This is a genomic window from Rhodanobacter sp. C05 (assembly GCF_002001165.1).
In the GTDB taxonomy this organism is placed as follows: Bacteria; Pseudomonadota; Gammaproteobacteria; order Xanthomonadales; family Rhodanobacteraceae; genus Rhodanobacter.
In genome coordinates this window covers 101,773-126,857 of record NZ_MUNQ01000007.1, presented here as the reverse complement: position 1 = coordinate 126,857, position 25,085 = coordinate 101,773, and the positions used below count along the sequence as shown (strand labels likewise).

Annotated in this window: 23 protein-coding genes; 9 read left to right on the top strand and 14 right to left on the bottom strand. The window is 63.2% G+C overall.

The window, feature by feature from the left end:
• Positions 1–8: 8 nt before the first annotated feature.
• Together cysG and cysK are read left to right on the top strand one after the other, a co-directional pair.
• On the top strand, positions 9–1,499 hold the full coding sequence (cysG, locus tag B0E51_RS05105) for a siroheme synthase CysG (RefSeq protein ID WP_077443778.1): 1,491 nt from the start codon (positions 9–11) through the stop codon (positions 1,497–1,499).
• A 69-nt stretch (positions 1,500–1,568) separates the two neighbouring features.
• Positions 1,569–2,510, top strand: a complete 942-nt coding sequence (gene cysK / locus B0E51_RS05100) for a cysteine synthase A (protein ID WP_077443777.1) — start codon at positions 1,569–1,571, stop codon at positions 2,508–2,510.
• Positions 2,511–2,550: 40 nt separating this feature from the next.
• Here cysK and purB read toward each other — a convergent pair whose 3' ends face one another.
• Entirely contained in the window at positions 2,551–3,918 is a 1,368-nt protein-coding gene (gene purB / locus B0E51_RS05095) for an adenylosuccinate lyase (protein WP_077443776.1), read from the bottom strand.
• A gap of 128 nt (positions 3,919–4,046) precedes the next feature.
• Here purB and B0E51_RS05090 point away from each other — a divergent pair, with 128 nt between their 5' ends.
• Entirely contained in the window at positions 4,047–5,441 is a 1,395-nt protein-coding gene (locus B0E51_RS05090; RefSeq protein ID WP_077443775.1) for a class II fumarate hydratase, read from the top strand.
• Positions 5,442–5,492: 51 nt separating this feature from the next.
• On the opposite strand, the gene B0E51_RS05085 is transcribed toward B0E51_RS05090, so the two are convergent.
• The 7 genes from B0E51_RS05085 to B0E51_RS05055 form a co-directional block, all read right to left on the bottom strand.
• Positions 5,493–6,197, bottom strand: coding sequence for a hypothetical protein (locus tag B0E51_RS05085; RefSeq protein WP_077443774.1), 705 nt, complete (start codon positions 6,195–6,197; stop codon positions 5,493–5,495).
• A 63-nt stretch (positions 6,198–6,260) separates the two neighbouring features.
• Entirely contained in the window at positions 6,261–6,800 is a 540-nt protein-coding gene (locus B0E51_RS05080; RefSeq protein WP_143525794.1) for a hypothetical protein, read from the bottom strand.
• 82 nt (positions 6,801–6,882) lie between these two features.
• Positions 6,883–7,848, bottom strand: a complete 966-nt coding sequence (locus B0E51_RS05075; RefSeq protein WP_077443772.1) for a hypothetical protein — start codon at positions 7,846–7,848, stop codon at positions 6,883–6,885.
• Positions 7,845–8,702, bottom strand: a complete 858-nt coding sequence (locus B0E51_RS05070; protein WP_077443771.1) for an ABC transporter ATP-binding protein — start codon at positions 8,700–8,702, stop codon at positions 7,845–7,847. The genes B0E51_RS05075 and B0E51_RS05070 overlap by 4 nt, the downstream gene beginning before the upstream one ends.
• On the bottom strand, positions 8,699–9,073 hold the full coding sequence (locus B0E51_RS05065; RefSeq protein WP_077443770.1) for a GntR family transcriptional regulator: 375 nt from the start codon (positions 9,071–9,073) through the stop codon (positions 8,699–8,701). Before B0E51_RS05065 ends, B0E51_RS05070 begins: the two co-directional genes overlap by 4 nt.
• A gap of 3 nt (positions 9,074–9,076) precedes the next feature.
• The gene (locus B0E51_RS05060) at positions 9,077–9,418 is read right to left on the bottom strand and encodes a hypothetical protein (RefSeq protein WP_077443769.1); all 342 of its coding nucleotides are present in this window, start codon (positions 9,416–9,418) and stop codon (positions 9,077–9,079) included.
• A gap of 293 nt (positions 9,419–9,711) precedes the next feature.
• A complete protein-coding gene (locus B0E51_RS05055; RefSeq protein ID WP_077443768.1) occupies positions 9,712–10,302 on the bottom strand; it encodes an FMN-dependent NADH-azoreductase in 591 nt (196 codons plus the stop codon).
• 112 nt (positions 10,303–10,414) lie between these two features.
• Here B0E51_RS05055 and B0E51_RS05050 point away from each other — a divergent pair, with 112 nt between their 5' ends.
• The 3 genes from B0E51_RS05050 to B0E51_RS05040 all read left to right on the top strand — a co-directional run bounded on the left by B0E51_RS05050 (position 10,415) and on the right by B0E51_RS05040 (position 13,413).
• On the top strand, positions 10,415–11,389 hold the full coding sequence (locus B0E51_RS05050; protein ID WP_077443767.1) for a LysR substrate-binding domain-containing protein: 975 nt from the start codon (positions 10,415–10,417) through the stop codon (positions 11,387–11,389).
• Positions 11,390–11,467: 78 nt separating this feature from the next.
• Positions 11,468–12,610, top strand: coding sequence for a pyridoxal phosphate-dependent aminotransferase (locus B0E51_RS05045; protein ID WP_077443951.1), 1,143 nt, complete (start codon positions 11,468–11,470; stop codon positions 12,608–12,610).
• A gap of 2 nt (positions 12,611–12,612) precedes the next feature.
• The gene (locus B0E51_RS05040; RefSeq protein WP_168172575.1) at positions 12,613–13,413 is read left to right on the top strand and encodes an amidohydrolase; all 801 of its coding nucleotides are present in this window, start codon (positions 12,613–12,615) and stop codon (positions 13,411–13,413) included.
• Positions 13,414–13,481: 68 nt separating this feature from the next.
• Here B0E51_RS05040 and arsC read toward each other — a convergent pair whose 3' ends face one another.
• From arsC to B0E51_RS05020, 4 genes are read right to left on the bottom strand one after another with little or no spacing between them, the layout of a single operon-like run.
• Positions 13,482–13,829, bottom strand: a complete 348-nt coding sequence (gene arsC, locus B0E51_RS05035; protein WP_077443765.1) for an arsenate reductase (glutaredoxin) — start codon at positions 13,827–13,829, stop codon at positions 13,482–13,484.
• A gap of 37 nt (positions 13,830–13,866) precedes the next feature.
• Entirely contained in the window at positions 13,867–15,492 is a 1,626-nt protein-coding gene (locus B0E51_RS05030) for a pseudouridine synthase (protein WP_077443764.1), read from the bottom strand.
• Positions 15,489–16,349, bottom strand: coding sequence for an SMC-Scp complex subunit ScpB (gene scpB / locus B0E51_RS05025; protein WP_077443763.1), 861 nt, complete (start codon positions 16,347–16,349; stop codon positions 15,489–15,491). The genes B0E51_RS05030 and scpB overlap by 4 nt, the downstream gene beginning before the upstream one ends.
• Positions 16,350–16,384: 35 nt before the next feature.
• Positions 16,385–17,317, bottom strand: coding sequence for a ScpA family protein (locus tag B0E51_RS05020; RefSeq protein WP_077443762.1), 933 nt, complete (start codon positions 17,315–17,317; stop codon positions 16,385–16,387).
• 1,013 nt (positions 17,318–18,330) lie between these two features.
• Here B0E51_RS05020 and B0E51_RS05015 point away from each other — a divergent pair.
• Positions 18,331–18,705 carry a PilZ domain-containing protein gene (locus B0E51_RS05015; protein ID WP_174570599.1) on the top strand — a complete coding sequence of 125 codons (375 nt, stop codon included), beginning with the start codon at positions 18,331–18,333 and terminating at the stop codon, positions 18,703–18,705.
• A 53-nt stretch (positions 18,706–18,758) separates the two neighbouring features.
• Here B0E51_RS05015 and B0E51_RS05010 read toward each other — a convergent pair whose 3' ends face one another.
• Complete coding sequence (locus B0E51_RS05010; protein WP_077443761.1) at positions 18,759–20,438, bottom strand: AMP-binding protein; 1,680 nt, start codon at positions 20,436–20,438, stop codon at positions 18,759–18,761.
• Between the two features lie 143 nt (positions 20,439–20,581).
• On the opposite strand from B0E51_RS05010, the gene B0E51_RS05005 reads away from it, so the two are divergent.
• On the top strand, positions 20,582–21,028 hold the full coding sequence (locus B0E51_RS05005; RefSeq protein WP_077443949.1) for a hypothetical protein: 447 nt from the start codon (positions 20,582–20,584) through the stop codon (positions 21,026–21,028).
• A 69-nt stretch (positions 21,029–21,097) separates the two neighbouring features.
• Here the strand turns inward: B0E51_RS05005 and acnA are convergent, their stop codons facing one another.
• On the bottom strand, positions 21,098–23,848 hold the full coding sequence (gene acnA, locus B0E51_RS05000; protein WP_077443760.1) for an aconitate hydratase AcnA: 2,751 nt from the start codon (positions 23,846–23,848) through the stop codon (positions 21,098–21,100).
• Between the two features lie 258 nt (positions 23,849–24,106).
• Between acnA and B0E51_RS04995 the strand changes: the two genes are divergently transcribed.
• Positions 24,107–25,057 (top strand): LysR family transcriptional regulator, encoded by a 951-nt coding sequence (locus tag B0E51_RS04995; protein WP_077443759.1) that lies wholly within the window; start codon positions 24,107–24,109, stop codon positions 25,055–25,057.
• Positions 25,058–25,085 lie beyond the last annotated feature (28 nt).

The window sequence follows — 25,085 nt, the reverse complement described above, 5'->3', positions numbered from 1 at the left end:
ATCCCATCATGAAGCTCTACCCGCTGTTCGCGGATCTGTCGCATCGTGCCGTGCTGGTGGTGGGCGGTGGTGCGGTAGCCGAACGCAAGGTTGCTGCGTTGCTAGGCGCGCAGGCCCAGGTGACGGTGAATGCGCCGACGCTGACGCCGCAACTGCGTCGCTGGGTCAGCGAAGGGCGTGTTGCGCATCGTGCCGATGCCTTCCAGGAAGGCTGGCTCGATCGGCTCTGGCTGGTGGTGGCGGCTACGTCCGATCGCGAGACGAATGCCCTGGTCGCCACGCTGGCAGGGTTGCGGCGGATCTTCGTCAACGTGGTCGATGATGCGTCGCTGTCGAGTTTCCATGTGCCTGCGGTGGTCGACCGTGCGCCGCTGGTCATTGCGATCTCCAGTGGCGGCGAAGCACCGATGCTGGCGCGGCTGTTGCGTGAACGGCTGGAGACCGTGCTCGACCATTCGCTGGGCGCGCTGACAACCCTGGCGGCCGGGCTGCGTGGGCGCATCCGCAGCCGACTGCCGGACATGGCGGCGCGGCGGCAGTTTTACGAAACTCTGTTTGCCGGCCCGGTCGCAGCGCTGTTGCGTCAAGGACAGCCAAAGGAGGCACTTCAGGCAGCGGAGCAGGCGCTCGCCTCGGCGTCACCGGTGCACACGGGATCGGTCGTGCTGGTGGGCGCCGGCCCCGGCGATCCCGGTCTGCTGACCCTGCGCGCCTTGCGTGCACTGAACGAGGCGGACGTGATCCTGCACGACCGGCTGGTCAGTGCCGAGGTGCTGGAACTGGCGCGGCGCGATGCCGAACGCATCGAGGTCGGCAAGCAGGCGGGCAATCATCACACGACCCAGGATGGCATCCATGCCTTGCTGCTGGAGCATGCGCGTGCGGGTCGGCGGGTGGTGCGGTTGAAGGGCGGCGATCCGTTTGTGTTCGGCCGTGGTGGCGAGGAGCTGGAGTTCCTGCGCAGCCACGAAATTCCCTACGAGGTGGTGCCTGGCATTACCGCTGCGGTGGCTTGCGCAGCCTATGCCGGCATACCGTTGACGCATCGCGATCATGCACAGTCGGTACGTTTCGTCACTGCGCACTGCCGCAGTTCGCTCGACACGCTGGACTGGGTGGCGCTGGCGCAGGAGCGGCAGACGTTGGCGGTCTACATGGGCGTGGGCGAACTGGCGTCGCTGCAGGCGCGTTTGATCGAACACGGTCGCGCAACCACGACCCCGTTTGCGTTGATCGAAAACGGCTCGCGCGCGGAACAGCGGGTGGTCACCGGCACCTTGGCGAACCTGGCCGAGCGCGCGTCTGCGCACGCCGTGGGCTCGCCGGCGCTGCTGATCCTGGGCGAAGTCGCGGCGCTGGCGCAGTCGTTGGCCTGGTTCGGTCAGCCACCGCTGGGTGCGACGGTGCACGATATTCGCGTGGCAGCGACGGGTAGGCGCAGCAGCATCCAGCCATCGCCGGTGCATGCCGATCTGCTGGCCGCTATCCACCGTGGCTGACGATAGTTTTACCTGTGTGGGCGCATCATCGCCGACGCTGTTTCCCCGCCGGTTTCCATGGAGTGACCCATGATCTACAACAGCATTCTCGACACCATCGGCAATACGCCGATCATCAAACTCCACCGCCTGGCGCCGAAGCACGTCGAGCTGTACGTGAAGGTGGAGGCGTTCAATCCGGCCGGCTCGGTGAAGGATCGCCTGGCGCTGGCGATCATCCTCGATGCCGAGCAGCGGGGCGCGCTAAAACCGGGCCAGACCGTGATCGAGGCCACCTCGGGCAATACTGGCGTGGCGCTGGCGGCGGTGTGTGCAGCGCGCGGCTATCCGTTCGTAGCGGTGATGAGCGAGACCTTCTCGATCGAGCGACGCAAGCTGATCCGCGCCTACGGCGGCAAGGTACTGCTGACACCGGCTGCTGCTCGCGGCACTGGCATGGTGCAGAAGGCAGCAGAGCTGGCGCAGAAGCACGGCTGGTTCCTTGCCAGCCAGTTCGAGAATCCGGCCAACCCGGCCTATCACCGCCAGACCACGGCGCCGGAGATCCTGCGCGACTTCGCCGGTCGTCGGCTGGATTATTTCGTCAGCGGTTGGGGCACTGGTGGCACCATTACCGGCGTCGGTGAAGTCCTCAAGGTGGCGCGGCCACAGGTGAAGATCATCGCCACCGAGCCGGCTGGTGCGGCGTTGCTGTCGGGCAAGGAGTGGCAGCCGCACAAGATCCAGGGCTGGACGCCGGACTTCGTGCCGGCCGTACTCAACCGCAAGGTGGTCGATGCGATCTTGCCGGTCGACGATGTGCTGGCCCGCGATACCTCGAGGGCATTGGCGCAGCAGGAGGGCATCTTTGTCGGGATATCGTCCGGTGCCACGCTTGCCGCGGCACTGCAGGTCGCAACGGATGCACCGCATGGCTCGGTGCTGTTGGCGATGCTGCCGGATACCGGCGAGCGCTATCTGTCGACCTTCCTGTTCGAGGGTGTCAACGAAGGCTCGGACGAGATCGAGTGACAACAAAAGGCCCGCATCTGCGGGCCTTTTGTTGTGTGACTCAGACGTCTTTCGCCAGTGTCTCGGCGAGTCCGATATAGCTGGCGGGTGTCAATTCGAGCAGGCGCTGTTTCGCCTCGGCCGGCAGGTCGAGGCCGGTGATGAAGGTGCGCATCGAGTCGCGGGTGATACCCTGGCCGCGGGTCAGCGCCTTGAGCTGTTCGTACGGCTCGGGCAGCCCGTAGCGACGCATCACGGTCTGCACGGCTTCAGCCAGGACTTCCCAGCTGGTGTCGAGGTCGGTGCCGAGGCGGTCGGCATTGACGGTGAGCTTGCCGAGGCCCTTCTTCAGCGATTCCAGCGCCACCAGGGTGTGGCCGAATGCGGTACCCAGCGCACGCAGCACGGTGGAGTCGGTGAGGTCGCGCTGCCAGCGGCTGATAGGCAGCTTTTCGGCGAAATGACCAAGCAATGCATTCGCCAGGCCGAAGTTGCCTTCGGCATTCTCGAAGTCGATCGGGTTGACCTTGTGCGGCATGGTCGAGGAGCCGACTTCGCCAGCCTTCAACGACTGCTTGAAGTAGCCGAGCGAGATGTAGCCCCAGATGTCGCGAGCCAGGTCGATCAGGATGATGTTGGCGCGGCGCACCGCATCGCAGTATTCGGCGACGCCATCGTGCGGCTCGATCTGGGTGGTGTAGGCGCTGTAGCCGAGGCCAAGGCTTTCCACGAAACGCTGCGAGAAGGCCTGCCAGTCGACTTCCGGATAGGTGATGGCATGCGCGTTGTAGTTGCCGACCGCGCCGTTGATCTTGCCGGAGATCTCCACGGCAGCAAGCTGCTTGCGCTGACGCTCCAGACGCGCCACCACGTTGGCGATTTCCTTGCCCAGCGTGCTGGGCGAGGCGGTCTGGCCATGCGTGCGCGAAAGCATCGGCAACGCGGCGTTCGCGTGCGCCAGTGCGCGCAGCTGGGCGATTACGGCGTCGAACATCGGCAGCAGCACCTGCTCGCGCGCATCGCGCAGCATCAGGGCATAGGACAGGTTGTTGATGTCCTCGCTGGTGCAGGCGAAGTGCACGAATTCCTTCGCCTGGGCCAGACCGGCATCGGCGCCGATGCGCTCCTTGATGAAGTATTCGACTGCTTTCACGTCGTGGTTGGTGGTCGCCTCGATGGCCTTGATCCGGTTGCCGTCTTCCACGCTGAAGCGGGTGGAGATCGCCTTCAACGTGTCGACCTGTCCGGCATTGAATGCCGGCAATTCGACGATGCGCGGATCGGCGGCCAGCGCCAGCAGCCACTCGATCTCCACCTGCACTCGGCGGTGCATCAGGCCGAACTCGCTGAAGATCGGACGCAGCGCCTCGACCTTGCTGGCGTAGCGGCCGTCCAGTGGGGACAGGGCGGTCAGGGCATGAGAGGACATCGATGCATTCCGGCAGGGTAAATAGCTATTTTACATGGGCGCGGCCCATCCCGGTTCGGATCGGGTTGTCGCGCCACCGACAGGCAGCGGCCTATAGTTGGGCAATATCCAACTTCAAGGACACGGCCATGAGCGGTTTTCGCACCGAACACGACAGCATGGGCGAGCTGAAGGTACCCAGGGACGCCCTATATGGAGCCCAGACCCAGCGCGCGATCGACAATTTTCCGATCTCGGGCCTGCACCTGCCACGCCCGTTCATTCGCGCGCTGGGCCTGATCAAGGCGGCGGCGGCCGAGGTCAACCTGTCGATGGGCTATCTGAAGAAGAACCAGGCCACGGCGATCCGCAAGGCGGCGCTGGCCGTGGCAGATGGCCAGTACGACGCGCAGTTCCCGATCGACATCTTCCAGACCGGTTCGGGCACCAGCACCAACATGAATGCGAACGAGGTGATTACGCATCTGGCAGTGAAAGGCGGCACCAAGGTGCATCCGAACGACCACGTCAATTACGGGCAGAGTTCGAATGACGTGATCCCCACCGCGATCCACGTCAGTGCCACGCTTACGGTCAGCGAGCAGTTGCTGCCTGCCTTGAAGCATCTGCAGAAGACCATCGACAAGCGCGCCCGCGAGCTGCGGAATACACCCAAGACCGGCCGTACCCACCTGATGGATGCGATGCCGATCACCTTCGGCCAGGAGTTGTCCGGCTGGTCGGCACAGATCGGTTCGGCGATCGAGCGCATCGAAGATGCATTGAAGCGCATGCGCCGGCTGCCGCAGGGTGGCACTGCCGTCGGCACCGGCATCAATGCCGATCCGAAGTTCGGCCCGGCGATGGCGGCACAGCTGAAGAAGCTCACCGGCGTGAAGTTCGAGTCGGCGGAAAATTATTTCGAGGGCATGGCATCGCAGGATGCCGCGGTGGAATTGTCCGGCCAGCTGAAGACGCTGGCGGTGACGTTGATGAAGATTGCCAACGACCTGCGCTGGATGAATTCAGGCCCGCTGGCTGGTCTGGGCGAGATCGAACTGCCGGCGCTGCAGCCGGGTTCGTCGATCATGCCGGGCAAGGTCAATCCGGTGATTCCCGAAGCGACTGCGATGGTCGCTGCGCAAGTGGTCGGCAACGATGCCTCGATCACCATTGCTGGCCAGTCCGGCAACTTCCAGCTCAACGTGATGCTGCCGCTGATCGCGCACAACCTGCTGCAGTCGATCGGGATCCTGAGCAAGGTCAGCGTACTGCTGGCCGACAAGTCGATCGCCGGTTTCAAGGTCAACACCACGCGGGTCAACCAAGCGCTGGCGATGAACCCGATCCTGGTCACTGCGCTGAACCCGGTGATCGGCTACGAGAAGGGTGCGGCCACCGCCAAACAGGCTTACAAGGAGCATCGGCCGATCATGGACGTGGCGCTGGAAACCACCGGTTTGTCGAAGGATGAGCTGAGGAAATTGCTCGATCCACTGACGTTGACCAAGGGCGGCATTCACGGCGGAGGCGGTGGCGGTTGAATGTGCCCAAAGCCCTCACTGCATCGTGCGAGAGGGCTTTGAGCGCCCGGATCAATCGGAGGATACGGCGAAACCTTTCTTGCCGTTCGCGTCAGTCGTGTCCTTGCCGCAATCATCGACATCCTTCTGCTGCATGGTCGCGTAGGGCCTGAACTCGGGCATTGCCGTGGCCAGTTTCTTTTGCGTGGACAGTAGATCGGGGAGTCGCTGGCACAGCTTGAGGGCGGCAGCTTGGATCTTGTCGGTTTGCGGCTTGATGGACGCCTCGATGTCCTTGTCGCTTTTGCCCGCGAGCGCGCCCCATAGTGCTTCCTTGGCTGCGTTCATGCCCAGGTCGGCGCCTTGTGCCCCGATGTCCATGCCGGTTTCGGCGATACCGACGATCTGTTGGCGGTAGTCCAGCAGCAGAGCCTGCTGCGCCGGTGTGGCTGGCACCGGCTTGCCCGCGATCAGCAATTCGCCCTGCGGGGTGATCTCGGCCTTGGAGTGCGAATCCTTGTCGTGGTGTTGGCTATCGCCAATGTGAATGCGACCCACGTCGATGTTCTTGGTGGCCAACTCTTGCTTGGCCTCCTGCATTGCCTTGTGGATTTCTCCGGAAATTCCCGACGGGGAGGTTTGCTCGCCAGCGTCCTTTGATGTCTGTGCCGTGTTGACGGCGGTATCCGGCTGGGAGTCGGTCTGTCCGGACTGGCCGCAAGCGGCCAGCGGCAGTAGCAGCATCAGTGCGAGCGCGCTGAACGTGGTGGGCTTCATACGGTGTTCTCCATTCTCGAATGTTGTCCATCGGTGTGGCTTTTCATTCGGTCATCACAATGATCACTCGCGTGATATTTTTCGGCCACGGCAGTCCTCGACTTCGTTGGCCTTGATCAACGCGTAGGGCTGGAAGGCGGGGAGTTGGTCGGCCAGTGTTTCCTGGGTCGACCTGAGATCGGCCAGATCGTTGCAGATCAAGGCCGCCTGGGCTTCGACCTTGGCCGCGCTGGCGTTGACGTCGCTGTCGATCTTGTCGGTGTTGCCACTGGCCAATCCTGACGCCACGCTGCTCAGGGCCTTGCCTGCCGTCGCTATGCCTGCGTTGCCTGTGGCGATGCCATGATTACGCAGGGTCAGAGCGGTGCTGTAGTAATGCTTGAGCAGGTCGCGTTGTGCGGTAGTTACCGTGACACTGGTGCCGGAGATGTTCAGGTCTCCTGCGGCCGTGATGTCGGCATCGGCACGGCCGGGTGCATGAACTGCGATGCTGCCGTCGTGGATGCTGATGTAGTTGGTGATGGTGTCGTAGTGGTCACTGCGATCGCAGCCCGTCACGCTTGTGGCGATCAGGATCATCATGGGTAACAGGTAAGCGCGCATCTTGGGCTCCTTCGGTCTTGCATGTATCTCGTTGTCATGACGGCAGCCGTGCAGGGAATGGCCTGCACGGCTGCGAGTGACATCAGCTGTCGTCGCGCCAGCGGCGGAACCAGACCGCTCCGGCGAGCATGGCTGCTGCGGCTGCCACTCCGATCCAGAGGTTCGGCGAAGCCAGGACGGTGTAGGTGTTGAGCACGCTCAGTCCCGACAGCATCTCGGCGGGGTTGTTGCCACCGATGTGCTGCATCTGGGTAAACCAGCCGCCGGGGAATACGCTGAACAGGATGCGGGCCAGCACGTCGCGCCAGTACCAGGCCGTCGACATGTCCACGGTGCCGATCAGCTTGAACCAGCCGAGCACGATGCCAGTGGCCACCGGAAGCACCACTGCCCACAGGAACGGCTTGCTGCGCGCCCAGGCCGAGCAGAGCATCAACCAGCCCACCGTCGGCAGCGCCCACAGCAGGTACAGCGGGATCGACCCCAGCAGGTTGGCGATTACCTGCAGCGGGTGCGACAGGGTCAGCAGATGCCACACGCCGACGCCGTGGAAGGACAGCGTGACCGCAAACATCAGCAGCATCACGATACCGGTCAGCGTGCCGGTGACCACCGCGATGAACGGGGCGACGATCGTCGCGGCCACCACCTTGGACAACACGGTGGCGGTATCCGAGATCGGCAGCGATTTCCAGAACAGCAGGCTGCGGTCGCGGCGATCGTCGTACAACGCGCCGAGGCAGTAGAAGAACACCACGAAGCCCAGCACCATGCTGATGATCATGGTCGGCGAGTACATCACCATGTCCAGCCCGGCGCCGACGGTGTCCATGGACTGCTTGTCCAGTGCATTGGCGAGCAGGTGCAGGTTGTTTTGGCCGCCACCGAAGGCTACGTTGAATCCATGCCGGCCACCCATCACCTCGCCGGTGATGATGCCCATCAGATTCAGCAGCAGAAAGACGCCGCCGGTGATCACCGGTGCCCAGAAGAAGCCGCCACGGTGTTCCCACAATTCGCGTTTGACCAACCAATAGAAGGTTTTCATGCGTACGTTCCTTTCATGGTGGCGACGAACAGGTCGCTGACGGAAGGTCGGCGGATTTCGCCGAGTGCCTCCAGTTGCGCACGCCCGACACCGTCGAACAGGAAGATGCTCTTGCCGAATACCTGGCGCTCATCGAGCGGCTTCAGCGTGCGGGCGGCAGCCGCGTTGTCGGAGTTCACCATCACTTCGATGAAGCGCTCGCCGATCGCGTCCATGTCGGCGTCCAGTACGATCTTGCCGTCGCGGATGAACATCAAGTCGGTGAGGATGTGTTCGACTTCCTCGACCTGATGGGTGGTGACGATGATCGTCTTGTTCTCGTCGAAGTAGTCCTCCAGCAGACTCTGGTAGAACTGCTTGCGATAGAGGATGTCCAGACCCAGCGTCGGTTCGTCCAGGATCAACAGACGGGCGTCGATGGCCATGACCAGCGCCAGATGCAATTGCACGATCATGCCCTTGGACATCTGTTTCACGCGCTGGTCGGGCGTGAGCTTGGTGCGGGCCAGAAACGCCTCGCACTTCTTGCGGTCGAAGCGCTGATGCACGTTGGCGACGAAATCGACCACCTCACGCACACGGATCCAGCGCGGCAGCACCGCCACGTCGGCGATGAAGCAGACTTCGCCCATCAGCTTGTCGCGCTGCTTGCGCGGATCGAAACCGAGCACGTTGAGCTGACCGGTGAAGTCGGTGAGGCCGAGGATCGCCTTCAGCGCGGTGGTCTTGCCGGCACCGTTCGGGCCGATCAGGCCGACGATGCGACCGGGCGCGATCTGGAAACTGACGTTGTCCAGCGCCAGCGACGACTTGTAATGCTTGCTCAGGCCGTTGGCTGTGATCACCGCGCTCATGACTTCTCCTCCTTGTCGGTGCAGGCCTCGCGCAGCAGTGTCTTGAGATCCAGCCCCAGTCGCTGCAGCCGGGCAAACAGCGTCGGCCACTCTTCGCGCAGAAACCGCTCGCGTTCGGATTTCAGCAGCGCCTCGCGGGCGCCTTCGATGACGAACATGCCTAACCCCCTCCGTTTTTCAACCAGTTGTTCGTCGACCAGTTCCTGGTATGCCTTGGATACGGTCAGCGGATTGATCTGATAATCCGCGGCCACCTGGCGTACCGACGGCAGCGGGTCGCCCTCGTTCAAGGCGCCGTCCAGGATCATCGCCACCACACGCTGGTGCAGTTGGCGATAGATCGGGACGCTGTCGTTCCAGGTAATGGTCATGTTTTATTCCTTGCTGATGCGGCCGAACTTGTTGCCAAACGAATAGTAGGGCATGGCCAGCTGGGACCCGATCAGGCTGAACTGCTCGGTACCGCCGCCGCCACCCATACGACCGATGGTCGGGATCATGGTGATGCCAGCTACTTCGACGTCCGTCAGCAGGACAGCAGCGCGGCGCTCGCTGGCGCTCGGGTAGACGTTGACTGGCGCCAGGTCGATGACCTTGCTGCCGTTGATTTCGGTGTCTCGTGCCTGATAGCTGTCGACGTGGTAATTCAGAACACCCAGGGTGGCGGTGGTGAACAAGACGGCGGCGACGCTGGCGATGAGTTTATGCGTATTCATGACATGTCTCCTTAGTGATCTCGTGAGCCGGTGTTGTAGTGAACTATAACACTATGTTTCGAGCTGTCAACAGCCAAGATGCGATTGCGCAACATGACTGATGGCCTATAAGTGCAAGTCATTGCCCAATAACGAAAAAGCCAGCGCAGTGGCTGGCCTTTCGTGGTGTGGGACGGGTCTGAAGCGATCAATCGCGTGCGGCGTATACCTATCTGCCGCCTCCCCAGGTCTGTAATACCCGGGTTTTCCAGCGGCCCCATCTTGCGGGGCCTGCGCATGTCATGCGCTGGAGATCAGGCGACTTTGGCGGCAGGGGCGCCCAGCGCGCCGATGGCATTCCGAGCCGACTGCAATGCCTGTGCTTTCGGTTCGTCGCCCATGTTGAGCCCCTCGGCACGCACGAATTCGACATGGGTGATGCCGATGAAGCCAAACACGGTACGCAGATAGGACTCCTGGAAATCCATCGCGGCTGCCGGGCCGCTGGCGTACATGCCACCGCGGCTGGAGGCGATGATCACCCGCTTGCCGCCAGCCAGCCCCTCGGGGCCGTTGGCGCCATAGCGGAAGGTCTTGCCGGCGACGGCGATGCGGTCAATCCAGGCCTTGAGCTGGCTGGGAATGCCGAAGTTGTACATCGGCGCACCGATCACCACGATGTCGGAGGCGAGAAAGTCTTCCAGCATCTGGTTGCCCAGCGCCACAGCGGGGTCGCTGGCGTCGGCCACCGGCGACCAGTGCGGCAAGGGTTCGGCAGTCAGGTCGTGGTACTGGGTTTCGATCCCGGCAGCCTGGCGCTTCAGCTCGGCTACGATGTCGGTAGTCAGTTGGCGCGACACCGAATGGGCACCCAGAGCGCTGGAGTCGATATGCAACAGTTTCATGGTGAGATTCCTGGTCGGGCCGACGAATCGGCGATGTGATCAGGTTATATTTAGAACAATGCGGCGATAAGATGGCATTTATCGGACGTATAGTCCGTTCAAGGAAACAATCATGACGGTATTGAGTGGTGCCCTGCAGGATCTCAACGACCTGTATTTCTTTGCCGCGGTGGTAGAGCACGGCGGTTTTTCCGCGGCCGGCCGGGCGCTGGGCGTACCGAAATCACGCCTGAGCAAGCGTGTGGCCCAGCTTGAGGAGCGCCTTGGCGTGCGCCTGTTGCAGCGGACCACGCGACGTTTCGTGGTGACCGAGGTCGGCGAGCGCTTTTACGCGCATTGCCGTGCCGTGCTGGAAGAGGCGCAGGCAGCACAGGACGCGGTGGATGAATTGCGTGCCGAACCACGCGGTGTGGTACGCCTGAGCTGTCCGGAGTCGCTGGCGCAGACGGTGCTGGCGTATTTGCTGCCGGATTTTCTGACGCAATACCCGAAGATGCAGGTGCGGCTGCTGGCCAGCAATCGCCGTGTCGACGTGATCGGCGAAGGCTACGATCTGGCGATCCGGGTACGCAGCAAGCTGGACAGCGATGCGAACCTGGTGATGCGCAGTTTTGGCCAGTCGCGCACCAAGCTGGTGGCCAGTCCCGCGTTGCTGAAAGCCCAGGGACGTCCGGCCACACCGGAGGAATTGGCCAAGCTGCCGGCGCTGTCGATGCGCGAGCATGAAGGCGCACAGGTGTGGGAGCTGATTGGCGCGAACGGCGAACAGGTCAATGTCGAAGTGCAGGCGCGCCTGATCACCGGCGATTTCACGGTACTGCTGGAATCCGCCCGCCGCGGTCTGGGCGTGGCGCTGTTGCCGGAGTTCGTCTGTGCGCCTGCGATCACCCGTGGCGAACTCGAAGTAGTGCTGCCGGATTGGAGTGTGCCTGAAGGCACCATGCACTTCGTCTATCCCAGCCGGCGCGGCATGTTGCCGGGTGTACGTGCGCTGGTCGATTTCCTGGCCGAACGGCTGCCGGCCACGACATTGCTGAAGCACGAACAGTGCAAGCTGCGCCCGCTGGAAGAACTGCCCCGGCCGTGATTGGCGTCATCGTGATGCACGCAATGGCGCCATACGCTACGCTTTAACCTTTATGGACATCCATACGGCTGAATGATGATGATTGAAACGAAGCTCCCGAAAGTCGGCACCACCATCTTCAGCGTGATGAGTCAGCTGGCGATCGAGCACAAGGCCGTCAACCTGGGCCAGGGCTTTCCCGACTTCGAACCGCCGCAGCCACTGCGCGACGCATTGACCCGCGCGATGAACGAAGGCCGCAATCAGTACGCACCGATGCATGGCACGGCGGCCTTGCGCGAGCAGATCGTGTTGAAGGTCGCGCAGCTATATGGCCGCAAGCTCAATGTCGATACCGACATCACGGTCACCTCCGGTGCCACCGAGGCGATCTTTGCAGCGATCGCCTCGGTGGTGCGTGCGGGCGAGGAAGTGATCGTGTTCGACCCGGCGTATGACTGCTACGAGCCGGCGATCGAGCTGCAAGGCGCACGCGCGGTACATATCCCGCTGACCGTGCCGACCTTCGCGATCGACTGGCAGCGCGTGCGCGATGCGGTGACGCCGAAGACGCGGATGATCCTGATCAACAGCCCGCACAACCCGTCCGGCGCGGTACTGTCTGCGGCGGATCTGGAAGAACTGGCGGCGATCGTGCGCGACACTTCCATCGTGGTGCTGTCCGACGAGGTGTACGAGCACATCGTGTACGACGGTGCGCAGCATGAAAGCGTGTTGCGTCACCCGGAGCTGGCCGAGCGCAGCATCGTGGTTTCCTCGTTTGGCAAGACCTATCACTGCACTGGTTGGAAGGTCGGCTATGCGGTGGCACCGGCCGCACTGTCGGCCGAGTTCCGCAAGGTGCACCAGTACCTCACGTTCTGCACCTTCCATCCGGCGCAGGTGGCGTTCGGCGAATTCATGGCCAGTCACCCGGAGCACTACCTGGAGCTGCCGGCGTTCTACCAGGCCAAGCGCGATCGTTTCCGTGCGCTGCTGGCACCGTCGCGCCTCAAGCTGCTCGACGTACCGGGCGGTTATTTCCAGCTGGTCGACTACTCGGCGATCGGCGACGAGGATGACCTCGCCTTCAGTCGTTGGCTGGTGCAGCACGGTGGCGTGGCGGCGATTCCGCTGACGCCGTTCTATGAAACCGCACCGGGTATACGCCTGCTGCGACTGTGCTTCGCCAAGAGCGATGCGACGATGAATGCAGCGGCGGAACGGCTGTGCCGGCTATGAGCATGCAACCCCTGAAGGTTTCGCTGGTGCAGGGCGCCACCCGCTGGCATGACGCGCCGGCCAATCGTGACTACTACGGCGCGCTGGTGCGGCAGGTAAAAGGAAGCGACCTGATCGTGCTGCCGGAGACCTTCCTGTCCGGCTTCAGCAATGACACCCACGCCAGTGCCGAGAGCATGGACGGCGAGGGCGTGGCGTGGCTGCGTGCGCTGGCGATCGAAGTGGGCGCGGTGATCTGCGGCAGTCTGGCGATCCGTGAGAACGACACCGTCTACAACCGCTTGCTGTGGATGCGGCCCGATGGCAGCTTCGCGCAATACGACAAGCGCCACCTGTTCCGCATGGCTGGCGAACACACCCGCTACGGCGGCGGCAACGAACGGTTGATCGTGGAGCTGAAGGGTTGGCGAATCCTGCCGCAGGTCTGCTACGACCTGCGCTTTCCGGTCTGGTTGCGCAATCGCCGGCTGGCCTCCGCCAGCGGCGGCATGGACTACGACCTTGCGCTGTTCGTGGCGAACTGGCCAGCACCGCGTCGCGGCCCGTGGCGCACGCTGCTGCGCGCACGCGCGATCGAGAACCTCAGCTACGTGATTGCTGTGAACCGGGTCGGCGTGGATGGCAATGAGCTGCCGTATGCTGGCGACAGTGCAGTGATCGACCCGGTCGGCGAACCGCTGGTCGAACTGGGTGTGCAGGAGCAGGTGGTGACAGTTACGCTCGATCCGGCGCCACTGCTTGCGCACCGGGAGCGGTTTCCCGCATGGATGGATGCCGACGCGTTTTCGCTCGATCCCGGTTGATCCATCCTTCCTTCATGACAACAAAAAGCCGCCTCAAAGGCGGCTTTTTGTTGTCGACTCGTGGTGAATCAGAGTATGGCCAGCACCGCTTCCGGTGGACGTCCGATGGCTGCCTTGCCGTTGGCCACCACGATCGGCCGTTCGATCAGTTTCGGATGCGCCACCATCGCGGCAATCAGCGTGGCATCGTCGAGAGCGGGGTCATCCAGTCCGAGCGATTGATACTCTGCCTCGCCACTGCGCAGCAGTTCGCGGGCACTCATGCCGAGCTGCTTGAGCAGAACAGTCAGCTCGGTGGTGCTTGGTGGCGTGTCGAGGTAATTGATCACCGCGCACGCGCCATCGACATGCTGCTCCAGCAACGCCAGTGTGGCGCGCGACTTGGAGCAGCGGCTGTTGTGATAGATGCGTACCATCGGTCAGCCGTTTCGCGTCGTCAGACCAAGCCGAGGCTCAGCGGTTGCCCGAACGGTTGCCGCCGCGACCGTGCGGACGTCCACCCGGTGCGCTGCCGTGACCCTGGGGACGCGCACCACCACCTTGTGGACGATTGCCGCCCTGGCCCTGTGGTCGGCCCTGGCCCTGCGGGCGATTACCACCTTGGCCTTGCGGACGACCGCTGCCTTGCGGACGCGCGCCGCCCTGGCCGTGCGGACGAGCATTGCCATGTGCTGCCTGGTTGCCGTAGGACGAACCCCCATGCGTTTGATTGCCGTGCGCCTGGTTGCCATGGGCCTGATTGCCCTGGCCTTGCGGGCGACCACCATGTGTGCGATTGCCGCTGGTGCCACGCGGCTCACCGCCGAAACCGCTGTAGGGGCTGCCGGTACCACGGCTCTCGCCGCCAGTACGCGCAGCAAACGGTTTGCCGCCGGCCGGCCGACGACTGCCGGCAGCGCCACCCGCAGCGTTGCCGCGCGGCGCACTACCGGGACGACTGCCACCCTCACGGCTTTCACCGGCGAACCAGGTACGTACCGACGGCAGCTCCTGACCCGGCGCCACACGCCGGCCTTTGCCGCCGCGGTTGCCGCCGCCGGCACCGCGCTCGGGGCGTGCGAGGTTGCCGTTGACTTCCTTGCCATCGCGGCGCGGTGGCTTGCGGCCGCGCACGGGTTCTTCGCGGATGCGGTCGTAAGCACGCAGTTCGCGGGCTTCGTCCTGACCGCCAGTCCAGGCACCGCTGGCACCGCGCTCGGGCCGGTATTCAGTGACATTGCGATTGGCGCGGCGCTGATGCAGTACCGGACTCAGCGTCAGCACAGGCTGCGGCGCACCGAGGCCGGTGGTCTGGCGCAGCTGCTTGACTGCTTCCGCGTCGAGTGATTCACACTCGCCGCGGCGCAGGTTGCGTGGCAGTTCGATCTTGCCGTAGCGGATGCGCTTGAGGCGGCTGACCAGGAAACCCTGCGAGTCCCACAGACGGCGCACTTCGCGGTTGCGGCCCTCGCGGATCACCACGCGGAACCAGCTGTGGCTGCCACCGCGGCTGATGACCGCGATCTCGTCGAAACGGGCAGGGCCATCGTCGAGTTCCACACCCGCCTTCAGCCTTTCGATGATCTCGTCCGGCACTTCGCCATGCACGCGGCACAGGTATTCGCGTTCGAGTCCACTCTTCGGGTGCATCAGCGCGTTGGCGAGTTCGCCATCGGTGGTGAGCAGCAGCAGGCCGGTGGTGTTGATGTCGAGGCGACCCACGGCGACCCAGCGCGCGCCCTTCAGGCGCGGCAGCTGTTCGAACACGGTAGGCCGGCCATCGGGATCGTCACGGGTGGTCAGCACGCCCTCGGGCTTGTGGTAGAGCAGCACCTCGGTATCGTCACGGCTGTCGGTGGCGACGACGAACTGCTTGCCGTCGAGCACCACGCGGTCACCGGCGTGCACGCTGGTGCCGATGCCGGCCGGTGTGCCATTCAGTTCGACTTCGCCGGACTGGATGCGCTGCTCGAGCATGCGACGCGAGCCGAGGCCGGCATTGGCGAGCACCTTGTGCAGGCGCTCCTCGAGCTGGACGGCGGTGGCATCGTTGCGCGGTTCGCGCTTCAGGGATAGAACGGATTTCTGCGGCGCAGTCATGCGCGGTACTCCTCGGTATCTTGCTCGGCGGCGTCGGCTTCGACGTCCGCGGCGGGGTTCGCTGCCTCATCGGCAGTGGTAGTCGGGTTTTCGGCGGATGGGCTCAGCTGAGAGCCATGTTCGCCGGACTCGGGTGAAGCAGCCGCTGCATGAGCATCGGCTGTGGTGTCATGGGTGTCGCTGGTATCTGCGGTGCTTGCCGATGGGTGTGATTCGTCGCCGTCAGCCACAGGCTCCGCATCATCCGTGGCTTCGTCGTCCGGGTCGATCGGCAGGTTGCGCACGATGCGGGCAGGCAGCGGTTCCTGCTCGAAGCGCAGTTGCGGGTCTTCCATATCGCGGATTTCGGATAACGGCGGCAGTTGATCCAGCGATTTCAGGTTGAAGTAGTCGAGAAACATGCGGGTGGTGCCGAACAGTGCGGGCTTGCCGGGTACGTCGCGATAACCGACCACGCGGATCCATTCGCGCTCCTCCAGCGTCTTGATGATGTTGGAGGACACCACCACGCCACGGATCTGCTCGATCTCCGGACGCGTGATCGGCTGGCGATAGGCGATCAATGACAGTGTTTCCAGCAGCGCACGTGAATAGCGGCTGGGTTTTTCGGTCCACATCCGCGAGATCCACGGATGCACATCCTGGCGCACCTGGTAACGGAAGCCGGAAGCCACTTCCTTCAGCTCGATGCCGCGGCCATCGCAGTCATTGGCCAGCGTTTCCAATGCCATGGCGATCTGCGCGTGACTGACCTCGTCGGTCTCGTTGAACAAGTCGCCCAGCTGATGAACCGTCATCGGCTGGCTGGAGGCCAGCAGGGCGGCCTCGATGATGGGTTTGAGTTGCTCGATCTGCATGGCCTTGGGTCGGATGCCGATTCAGTGGGTGTTGTTCATTCGTTGGACGATTCGATCAGTGCCGACTCGCCCGGTTGTTCGTCGTCTGCTGCGGTGTCGGCGAATGCATCGGTGTGGTGCGCCTTGGCCTTGACATAGATCGCCGCCAGCGGCTCTTCCTGGATGATTTCCACCAGCATTTCCTTGGCCAGTTCCAGCATCGCCAGAAAGGTCACCACCACGCCGAGGCGACCTTCGCCGGGATCGAACAGGCTTTCGAAACGGTGGAAGCTGTCGTCGTCGAGCCGGCTCAGCAGTTCGCCCATGCGCTGGCGCACACTGAGTGTCTCGCGCTTGATCGCGTGATGACCGAACAGCTCGGCCCGATGCATCACGTCCTTCAGAGCCAGCAGCAACTCGGTCAAATCCAGTGGCGGCGGCAACTTGATCACATTGCGTTCGCCCACCTCGGCATGCACCACCGCGGTGTCGCGCTCCAGCCGAGGCAGCGCCTCGATGTCTTCCGCCGCCCGCTTGAACCGTTCGTACTCCTGCAGACGTCGCACCAGCTCGGCGCGGGGGTCTTCCTCCAGTCCTTCCTCGACCGGCGGTCGCGGCAGCAGCAGCCGCGACTTGATCTCGGCCAGGATCGCAGCCATCAGCAGATATTCGGCGGCCAGCTCCAGTCTCATCACATCGCGCATCAGCTCGATGTAGGTCATGTACTGCCGGGTGATCTCGGCGACCGGAATGTCCAGAATGTCCAGATTCTGCCGACGGATCAGATACAGCAGCAGGTCCAGCGGCCCCTCGAACGACTCCAGAATGACCTCGAGTGCATCCGGCGGGATGTACAGATCCTGCGGCATCTGCAGCATCGGCTGGCCGCGCACGATGGCCAGCGGCATTTCCTGCTGCTGTGGTACCGATGCAAACGCCCCCTGCGGTGCGGTGACCAGGCTCTCGGGCTCGACTGGCTCAGTGCTCATCAATACATGTCGTTGGGCCGCCTTCAGCGGCTGGCAGTGCGTTCAACACGTTCGGAACCATTCCATGCGCTGGCGTGACCCATGGAACATCCGTACTCGGAATGCAGCGGTAAGGCGGCGTTCCCAAGGTGCGGCTAAGGGTGCTGCGGTCTTTCACATCTTCCGCCGAGGCGCACTGGGCGCCATCGTCGCGACGGGCATGATGAAGCCACGCACAGGTGGTTCGGTCAGGCGGGTCGTCGGTGATCACTTTGCGCCGGTCCCGGGTTGTCAGCCACGGCAAAGGTGCAGGTCAGAGATGGCGAACAATGACGCCAATGACTCTTCAGCGGTCGGTTTCAGAGCTATCGGGTGAAGACTCACCGGCTGCCGACAGTAATCGGCAAGCATTCTGGATGAGACTACGCGTGGACAAAGAGTAGCGGCTACCCGGCGACAAGTCCAGCAGTGCAGGGGCATCGATGTTCAGTCGGTTACAGGATCCGATCAATGCACGCCGATTCTGTGCGCCGTCAGGCTGCATGGCAGTGTCGGCGCAGGCACAATATGGGATTGGCCAGTCAGGCCTCCGTGTCAATGATGTCGTCTGACCTGCAGGTATCGTCGATGTGGGGCGGCATGTGACCTAATGCGTCGGTCCGTTACGGAGCATGCATTCTCGTGCTGTCGGTGTGGCATGCCTGGATGGCAGGCCGTGATCAGGGAATGAGCATTGATCCATCGTCAATTGGCTTCAAAATGTTCGTGATACAGCCGGGGCCTTCGGAACTCAAGAACTCGGGCCATGCGCAAAACGCTGGTATCGCAGCGAAAGGATTAGTCTGCTCATATGCAGATACCAAATTTGATGGAATGGCATATTAGTTGCTTATTTTGGACTGGAAACAATTCGGTACCGTTGCTCGGAGATTCAATGGGGTGTCGGGTGACGAACCGGAACAATCAAGCAAGGTAAGGCGGATGTGTGGGACGGTGTCTTGGCCAGCGGCAGGCGTGCACACAAGAGCAATGGGATGACGATGACGACCGACAAGAATGTGCAAGGTGACAACCTTCCGGAGCAGCTGCGTCCAGCGCGCATGCAGATCGCGACGACGGTGCTGATGAGCCGCAATGGCGAGTCGCATCCGACGGAACTGGTCGACATCTCGGCTACCGGCGCATTGTTGCGGCGCCCATTGGGCTGGGCTGGCGAAGTAGGTCAGCGCTGGGTGCTCGACATGATCTTCGGGCACAACCTGCACATCCATCTGGAGGCTGCGGTCGCACGCATCTCCGATCACCACATCGGCTTTTCCTACAGCCGGATCCCCGAGGACAAACAGGTTCCGTTGTGGAACCTGCTGGGCGGTTACGCCGACATCCTGGAGTACTGGAAGGACAACTGAGTCCCAGGCTGTTGTTGCAGCGAGAACGCCCGCCTCAAGCGGGCGTTGTCATTTCAGGTCGCGGCTTTCTTCTCATCGCGCAGTTCGCGGCGAAGGATCTTGCCCACATTGCTCTTGGGCAGTGCGTCGCGGAATTCGATGAACTTGGGCCGCTTGTAGCCGGTGAGGTTCTCGCGGCAGAACTGCCTGAGCGCCTCTTCGGTCAGGTTCGGGTCCTTGCGTACCACGAACAGTTTCACCACTTCGCCGGAATGCTCGTCCGGTACGCCGACGGCCGCCACTTCGAGTACACCGGGGTGCTGCATCACGGCGTCTTCGACCTCGTTCGGGTACACGTTGAAGCCGGACACCAGGATCATGTCCTTCTTGCGGTCGACGATATAGAAGTAGCCGTTTTCGTCCATCTTCGCGATGTCGCCGGTATGCAACCAGCCATCGGGGCCGAGTACCTTGATGGTCTCGTCCTCACGCTGCCAGTAACCCTTCATGACTTGCGGGCCGCGCACCATCAGTTCGCCCACTTCACCAGTCGGAAGAGGGTGTCCCTCCTCCGACCAGATCGCCACATCAGTGGATGGTACGGGCAGGCCGATCGAGGCGTTGTATTCCTTTATATCCAGCGGATTGATGCACACCGCTGGCGAGGTCTCGGTCAGTCCGTACGCTTCGGCGAGAGTGCAGCCGGTGACTTTCTTCCAGCGGTCAGCCACCGCGCGCTGCACGGCCATGCCACCGCCCAGAGTCAGGTGCAACTTCGAGAAATCCAGTTCGGCAAAGCCTGGTGTATTGAGCAAACCGTTGAACAGCGTGTTGACGCCGGTCAGTGCGGTGAAGCCGGACTGCTTCAGTTCCTTGACGAAGCCGGGCATGTCGCGTGGGTTGGTGATCAGCCAGTTCAGGCCACCCAGGCGGGTGAAGACCAGCCCGTTCGCGCACAGCGAAAAGATGTGATACAGCGGCAGCGCGGTGATGATCACTTCTTCGCCGGGCTTGGCATTTGTGCCGACCCAGGCGCCGGCCTGCAGCATGTTCGCGATCATGTTGCCGTGGGTCAGCATCGCGCCCTTGGCCACACCCGTGGTGCCGCCGGTGTACTGCAGGAAGGCGATGTCGTCGTGGTCCAGGGTTACCGGTTGCAGCGGATGCGGTGCGCCGCGCGTCAGTGCATCGCGAAAACGCACGGCCTGCGGCAGGTCGAACGCGGGCACCATCTTCTTGACGTGCTTGAGCGCGAAGTTGATCAGCACACCCTTCGGACCGAGCAGGTCGCCAATACCGGTGGTGACGATGTGCTCCACGTGGGTGTCGGCGACGATCTGCTGCAGGGTCGCGGCAAAGTTGTCCAGCACCACGATGGCCTTGGCGCCGGCATCCTCCAGTTGGTGCTTGAGTTCGCGCGCGGTGTACATCGGGTTGGTGTTGACCACGACCAGACCGGCACGCAGCGCACCGAACAGCGCGATCGGATACTGCAGCACGTTCGGCATCATGATCGCGATGCGATCGCCCTTGCCGAGCTTGAGCTCGCCGGTGAGATAGCCGGCGAACTGACGGCTCATCTCGTCGATCTGCCCGTAGGTCAGCTTATGGCCGAAATTCGCAAAGGCCGGTCGTTCGCGAAAGTGGCCGAACGCTTCCTCGAGGACGGCTGGTACCGAGGCATAGGTATTGACGTCAATCTGGCTGGGCACGCCTGTCGGATAGTGATCCAGCCACGGACGTTCGTTGCTCATGCTAGGGTTCCCTGTGTTGTCGATGACCGCAGGTCGATGATGGTTTCAGGATGACCGCAGCATCCATCATGCGCCAGACGCATTGTTCATTGGAGCATACGCCTGCGTATAGCGGCAAGCCGCACTGCATCGAGTTTCCGCCCATGAACCGATTGAGAAAAGCTGCTTGCCTGTGGATCGTTCTCGTGCTGTGCGCGACAGCGTTGTGGGGGTGCCGTCGCACGCCGGACGAAGCACAGGTGCGTGAAGCGATTGCCTCGATCGCGCATGCTGCCGAATCGAATGCGGCGAGCGACGTTGTTGCGCCGCTCAGCGACGATTTCGACGGCAACCAGGGCGAACTTGATCGTCGCGCCCTGGCGAACATGGTCAGGCTGATCGCCCTGCGTGGCGAGCATATTGGTGTAACGACGGGGCCGGTCACGCTCGAGCATCGCGGCGAGCGGATGGTGGCCACGTTCACAGTCACTCTAACCAGCGGCAGTCATCTGTTGCCCGATCAGATGGGTGTCTACCAGGTCGAGTCCGCGTGGCGCAAGGACGATGGCCAGTGGCGCTGTTATACGGCGAGCTGGAAGCATTCGATGTAGTTGGCCAGCCCATAAAAAAACCGCCCCGGATCCGGGGCGGTTTTGTGTGTCACCAGGTCACGCTGAAACTCAGGCGGCTTTCTTGCTGGCCAGCTGGCGCAGCACGTATTGCAGAATGCCGCCGTGGCGGAAGAACTCGCGCTCCTTCGGGGTCAGCAGCAGCACCTTCACGGTGAACTCCTTCTTGCTGCCGTCCGGGGCTGTGGCGACGACCCTGGCTTCCTTCGACTCGCCGCCGTTGAGGCCGGTGATGTCGAAGGTCTCCTTGCCGGTCAGGCCAAGCGACTGCGCGTTCTGGCCGTCCTGGAACTGGCAGGGCAGCACGCCCATGCCGACGAGATTGGAGCGATGGATGCGCTCGAAACTCTCGGCGATCACTGCCTTCACGCCCAGCAGCAGGGTGCCCTTGGCGGCCCAGTCACGCGACGAGCCGGTGCCGTATTCCTTGCCGGCGAACACCACCAGCGGGGTCTTGCTCGCCTTGTACTTCATCGCCGCGTCGTAGATCGCCAGCTGTTCGCCACTCGGCACATGCAGGGTGTAGCCGCCTTCCACGCCGTCCAGCATCAGGTTCTTGATGCGGATGTTGGCGAAGGTGCCGCGCACCATCACGTCGTCGTTGCCGCGGCGCGAACCGTAGGAGTTGAAGTCCTTCGGCTCGACACCCTTGCTGATCAGGAAGCGGCCCGCCGGGCTGTCCTTCTTGATCGAGCCGGCCGGCGAGATGTGGTCGGTGGTGATCGAGTCGCCGAACAGGCCGAGCACGCTGGCGCCGTGAATGTCCTCGATGGTGCCGGCTTCCTTGCTCATGCCGTCGAAGTACGGCGGGTTCTTGATGTAGGTGGAGTCGTCCCACTTGAACAAGGCGCCATCCGGCGAGGCGATCTGGTTCCAGCGGCTGTCGCCCTTGAACACGTCGGCGTAGTTCTTCTCGAACATGGCCGGGTTGATCGCGCCCGCGATGGTGTCGGAGATTTCCTGGTTGCTCGGCCAGATGTCCTTCAGATAGACCGGCTGACCATCGCTGCCCGTGCCCAGTGCGTCCTTGGTCAGGTCGATGTCCAGCGTGCCGGCCAGCGCGTAGGCGACCACCAGCGGCGGCGAGGCCAGGTAGTTCATCTTCACTTCCGGATGCACGCGGCCTTCGAAGTTGCGGTTGCCGGAGAGCACCGAGGCCACGGCGAGGTCGCCCTCGGCGATGCCCTTGCTGATCTCGACCGGCAGCGGGCCGGAGTTGCCGATGCAGGTGGTGCAGCCGTAGCCGACGATGTAGAAGCCGATCTTCTCCAGTTCCTTCAGCAGGCCGGTCTTCTCGAGGTAGTCGCTGACCACCAGCGAGCCCGGGCCGATTGAGGTCTTCACCCACGGCTGGGCCTTGAGGCCCTTGGCCGCGGCCTTTTTCGCCAGCAGGCCGGCGCCCAGCATCACCGCCGGGTTGGAGGTATTGGTGCACGAGGTGATCGCGGCGATCACCACCGAGCCGTCACCGATCTTGAAGTTCTCTCCGTCCTTCTCCACGCGCACGCCATCGTTGGTGATGGCGTTGGCAGGATTGCCAATCGCGGTGGCGCCACCCTCGTTGGCGAAGCTGGCGTCGGCGCCGTTCTTCGGCTTGCGGGTGGCGGTGAGCGGGGCCACGGCGTCGTGGAAGCTCTTCTGCACGCCTTCCAGCAGCACGCGATCCTGCGGGCGCTTCGGGCCGGCCATCGACGGACGCACGTCGGCCAGATTCAGTTCCAGCGTGGTGGTGAACTCGGCATGCGGGGTGTTCGCGTCGTGCCACAGACCCTGCGCCTTGGCATAGGCCTCGACCAGCTTGATGTGCTCGGCCGTGCGGCCGGACAGGTGCATGTAATTCAGCGCTTCCTGATCGACCGGGAAGATGCCGCAGGTCGCGCCGTATTCCGGCGCCATGTTGGCGATCGTGGCGCGGTCGGCCAGCGGCAGGTGGGCCAGGCCATCGCCGAAGAACTCGACGAACTTGCCGACCACGCCGAGCTTGCGCAGCATCTGGGTGACGGTGAGCACCAGGTCGGTGGCGGTGACGCCTTCCGGCAGCTTGCCGGTCAGCTTGAAGCCGACTACCTGCGGAATCAGCATCGAGGAGGGCTGGCCCAGCATCGCGGCCTCGGCTTCGATACCGCCCACGCCCCAGCCCAGCACGCCGATGCCGTTGATCATGGTGGTATGCGAGTCGGTGCCGAACACGGTGTCCGGATAGGCCCAGTTCTCGCCGTTCGCTTCATTGGTGAACACCACGCGGGCGAGGTGTTCCAGGTTCACCTGGTGCACGATGCCGGTGCGCGGCGGCACCACCTTGAAGTTGTTGAACGCCTTCTGGCCCCAGCGCAGGAAGGAGTAGCGCTCCTGGTTGCGATGGAACTCGATCTCGACGTTCTGCTCCAGCGCGCTGGCCGAGCCGTAGGCATCGACCTGCACCGAATGGTCGATGACCAGTTCGGCCGGCGCCAGCGGGTTGATCTGGTTGGCGTCGCCGCCCAGCTTCACCACCGCATCGCGCATCGCGGCCAGGTCGACCACGCACGGCACGCCGGTGAAGTCCTGCAGCACCACGCGGGCAGGCATGAAGGAGATTTCGGTATCCGGCTCGGCCTTGGCGTTCCAGGTGGCGACCGCCTCGATTTCCTTCGTCGTGACGTTGAGGCCGTCCTCGTGCCGCAGCAGGTTTTCCAGCAGGATCTTCATCGAATAGGGCAGGCGCTTCAGGTCGAAGCGCTGGCCCAGCTTGGCCAGGCTGGCATAGCTGTAGCGCTTGCCGTTGGCTTCGAGCGTGTCGCGTACCGAGAATGAATCTTTCATGGGAAAACTCCTGGCTGGATCCTGCGGCTGGGATGGGGAGGGCAACGAAGGGCGTGCTTGCCAGACCGGCAAAGACCGCAATTATCGCGCAAACACGGAGCAGTCGCTAACCGGTCAGCCGGCTCCAGCTGCATGCGCGAGCCTTGTGGTGGCATCGGTTCGGGCAGGTAGACTGCGGCATGGGCTTGGGCGGTTACGGTGCTGGTTCGCCGCCTAGCATGGGCGCAGGGTTCGTTATGCACAAACGTATTTGATGACATGCAGCATTCGATGATTTCGATGGCCCTCGCCGCCGTCTCGCTGCGCGACCTCGCGCTGGTGCAGGCGGTGCATCGGCATGGCAGTTTCAACAGCGCGGCGCGGGCCATGCACATCAGCCCGTCCGGACTGTCGCATCAGGTGCAGAAGGTCGAGCAGGCGCTGGGCGCACCGCTGTTCGAGCGTGGCGGTCGCCGCATCGTGCCGACCGCCGGTGGACAGCGGCTGTTGCAGCAGATCGACGCCGTGCTCGCCGCGGGCGAGCACCTGCAGCAGGTCGCCCGTGCCGGTGCGGTCGCCTTCGGTGGCGAATTGCGACTCGGCGTGCCGGCGTCGCTGGGGCCGTATCTGCTGCCGCATCTGATCGCGCCGTTCCCCCAGCATTTCCCGGGTGCGCGGCTCGGTATTTCCGAGGGCAAGCCGCGTGGCCTGCTGCGCCGCCTGCACGAAGGCGAGCTCGATGCGGTGCTGGCACCGCCGACGCCGGCGGTCAACGGCATCGGGATGCGACTGTTGTTCGCCGAGCCGTGGGAGCTGATGCTGCGTGCCGATCATCCCTTGGCCGACCAGAGCAGCATCGCGCTGGATCAGCTCGATCCGGCCGAGGCGACCTTGATGGCCGAGAGCCATGCGGATGGGCTCGACGGCGATGGCAGCGAGCATGGCCACGTGCAGGATGTCAGCCTGGAAAGCCTCGCCGCCCTGGTCAGTCTGCGCGGTGGCTACGCGTTGGTACCGACGCTGGCGCACGAGCGGCTGGCCTCGATGCCGAACATCGTGCTGGCCAAGCTGAAGGGGCAGGCGCTGGGTCGGGAGATCGCGTTGTACTGGCGTGACGCCTCGCCGTGGCACGACGATCTGCAGGCGTTTGCCGAATTGCTGCGCAAGCTGGCCCGGCAGCGACCGGGTCTGCGCGTGATGGGTGTGAAGACAAAAAACGCTGCGCCATGACCACACAGCAGAAGGCCGCCTTGCGGCG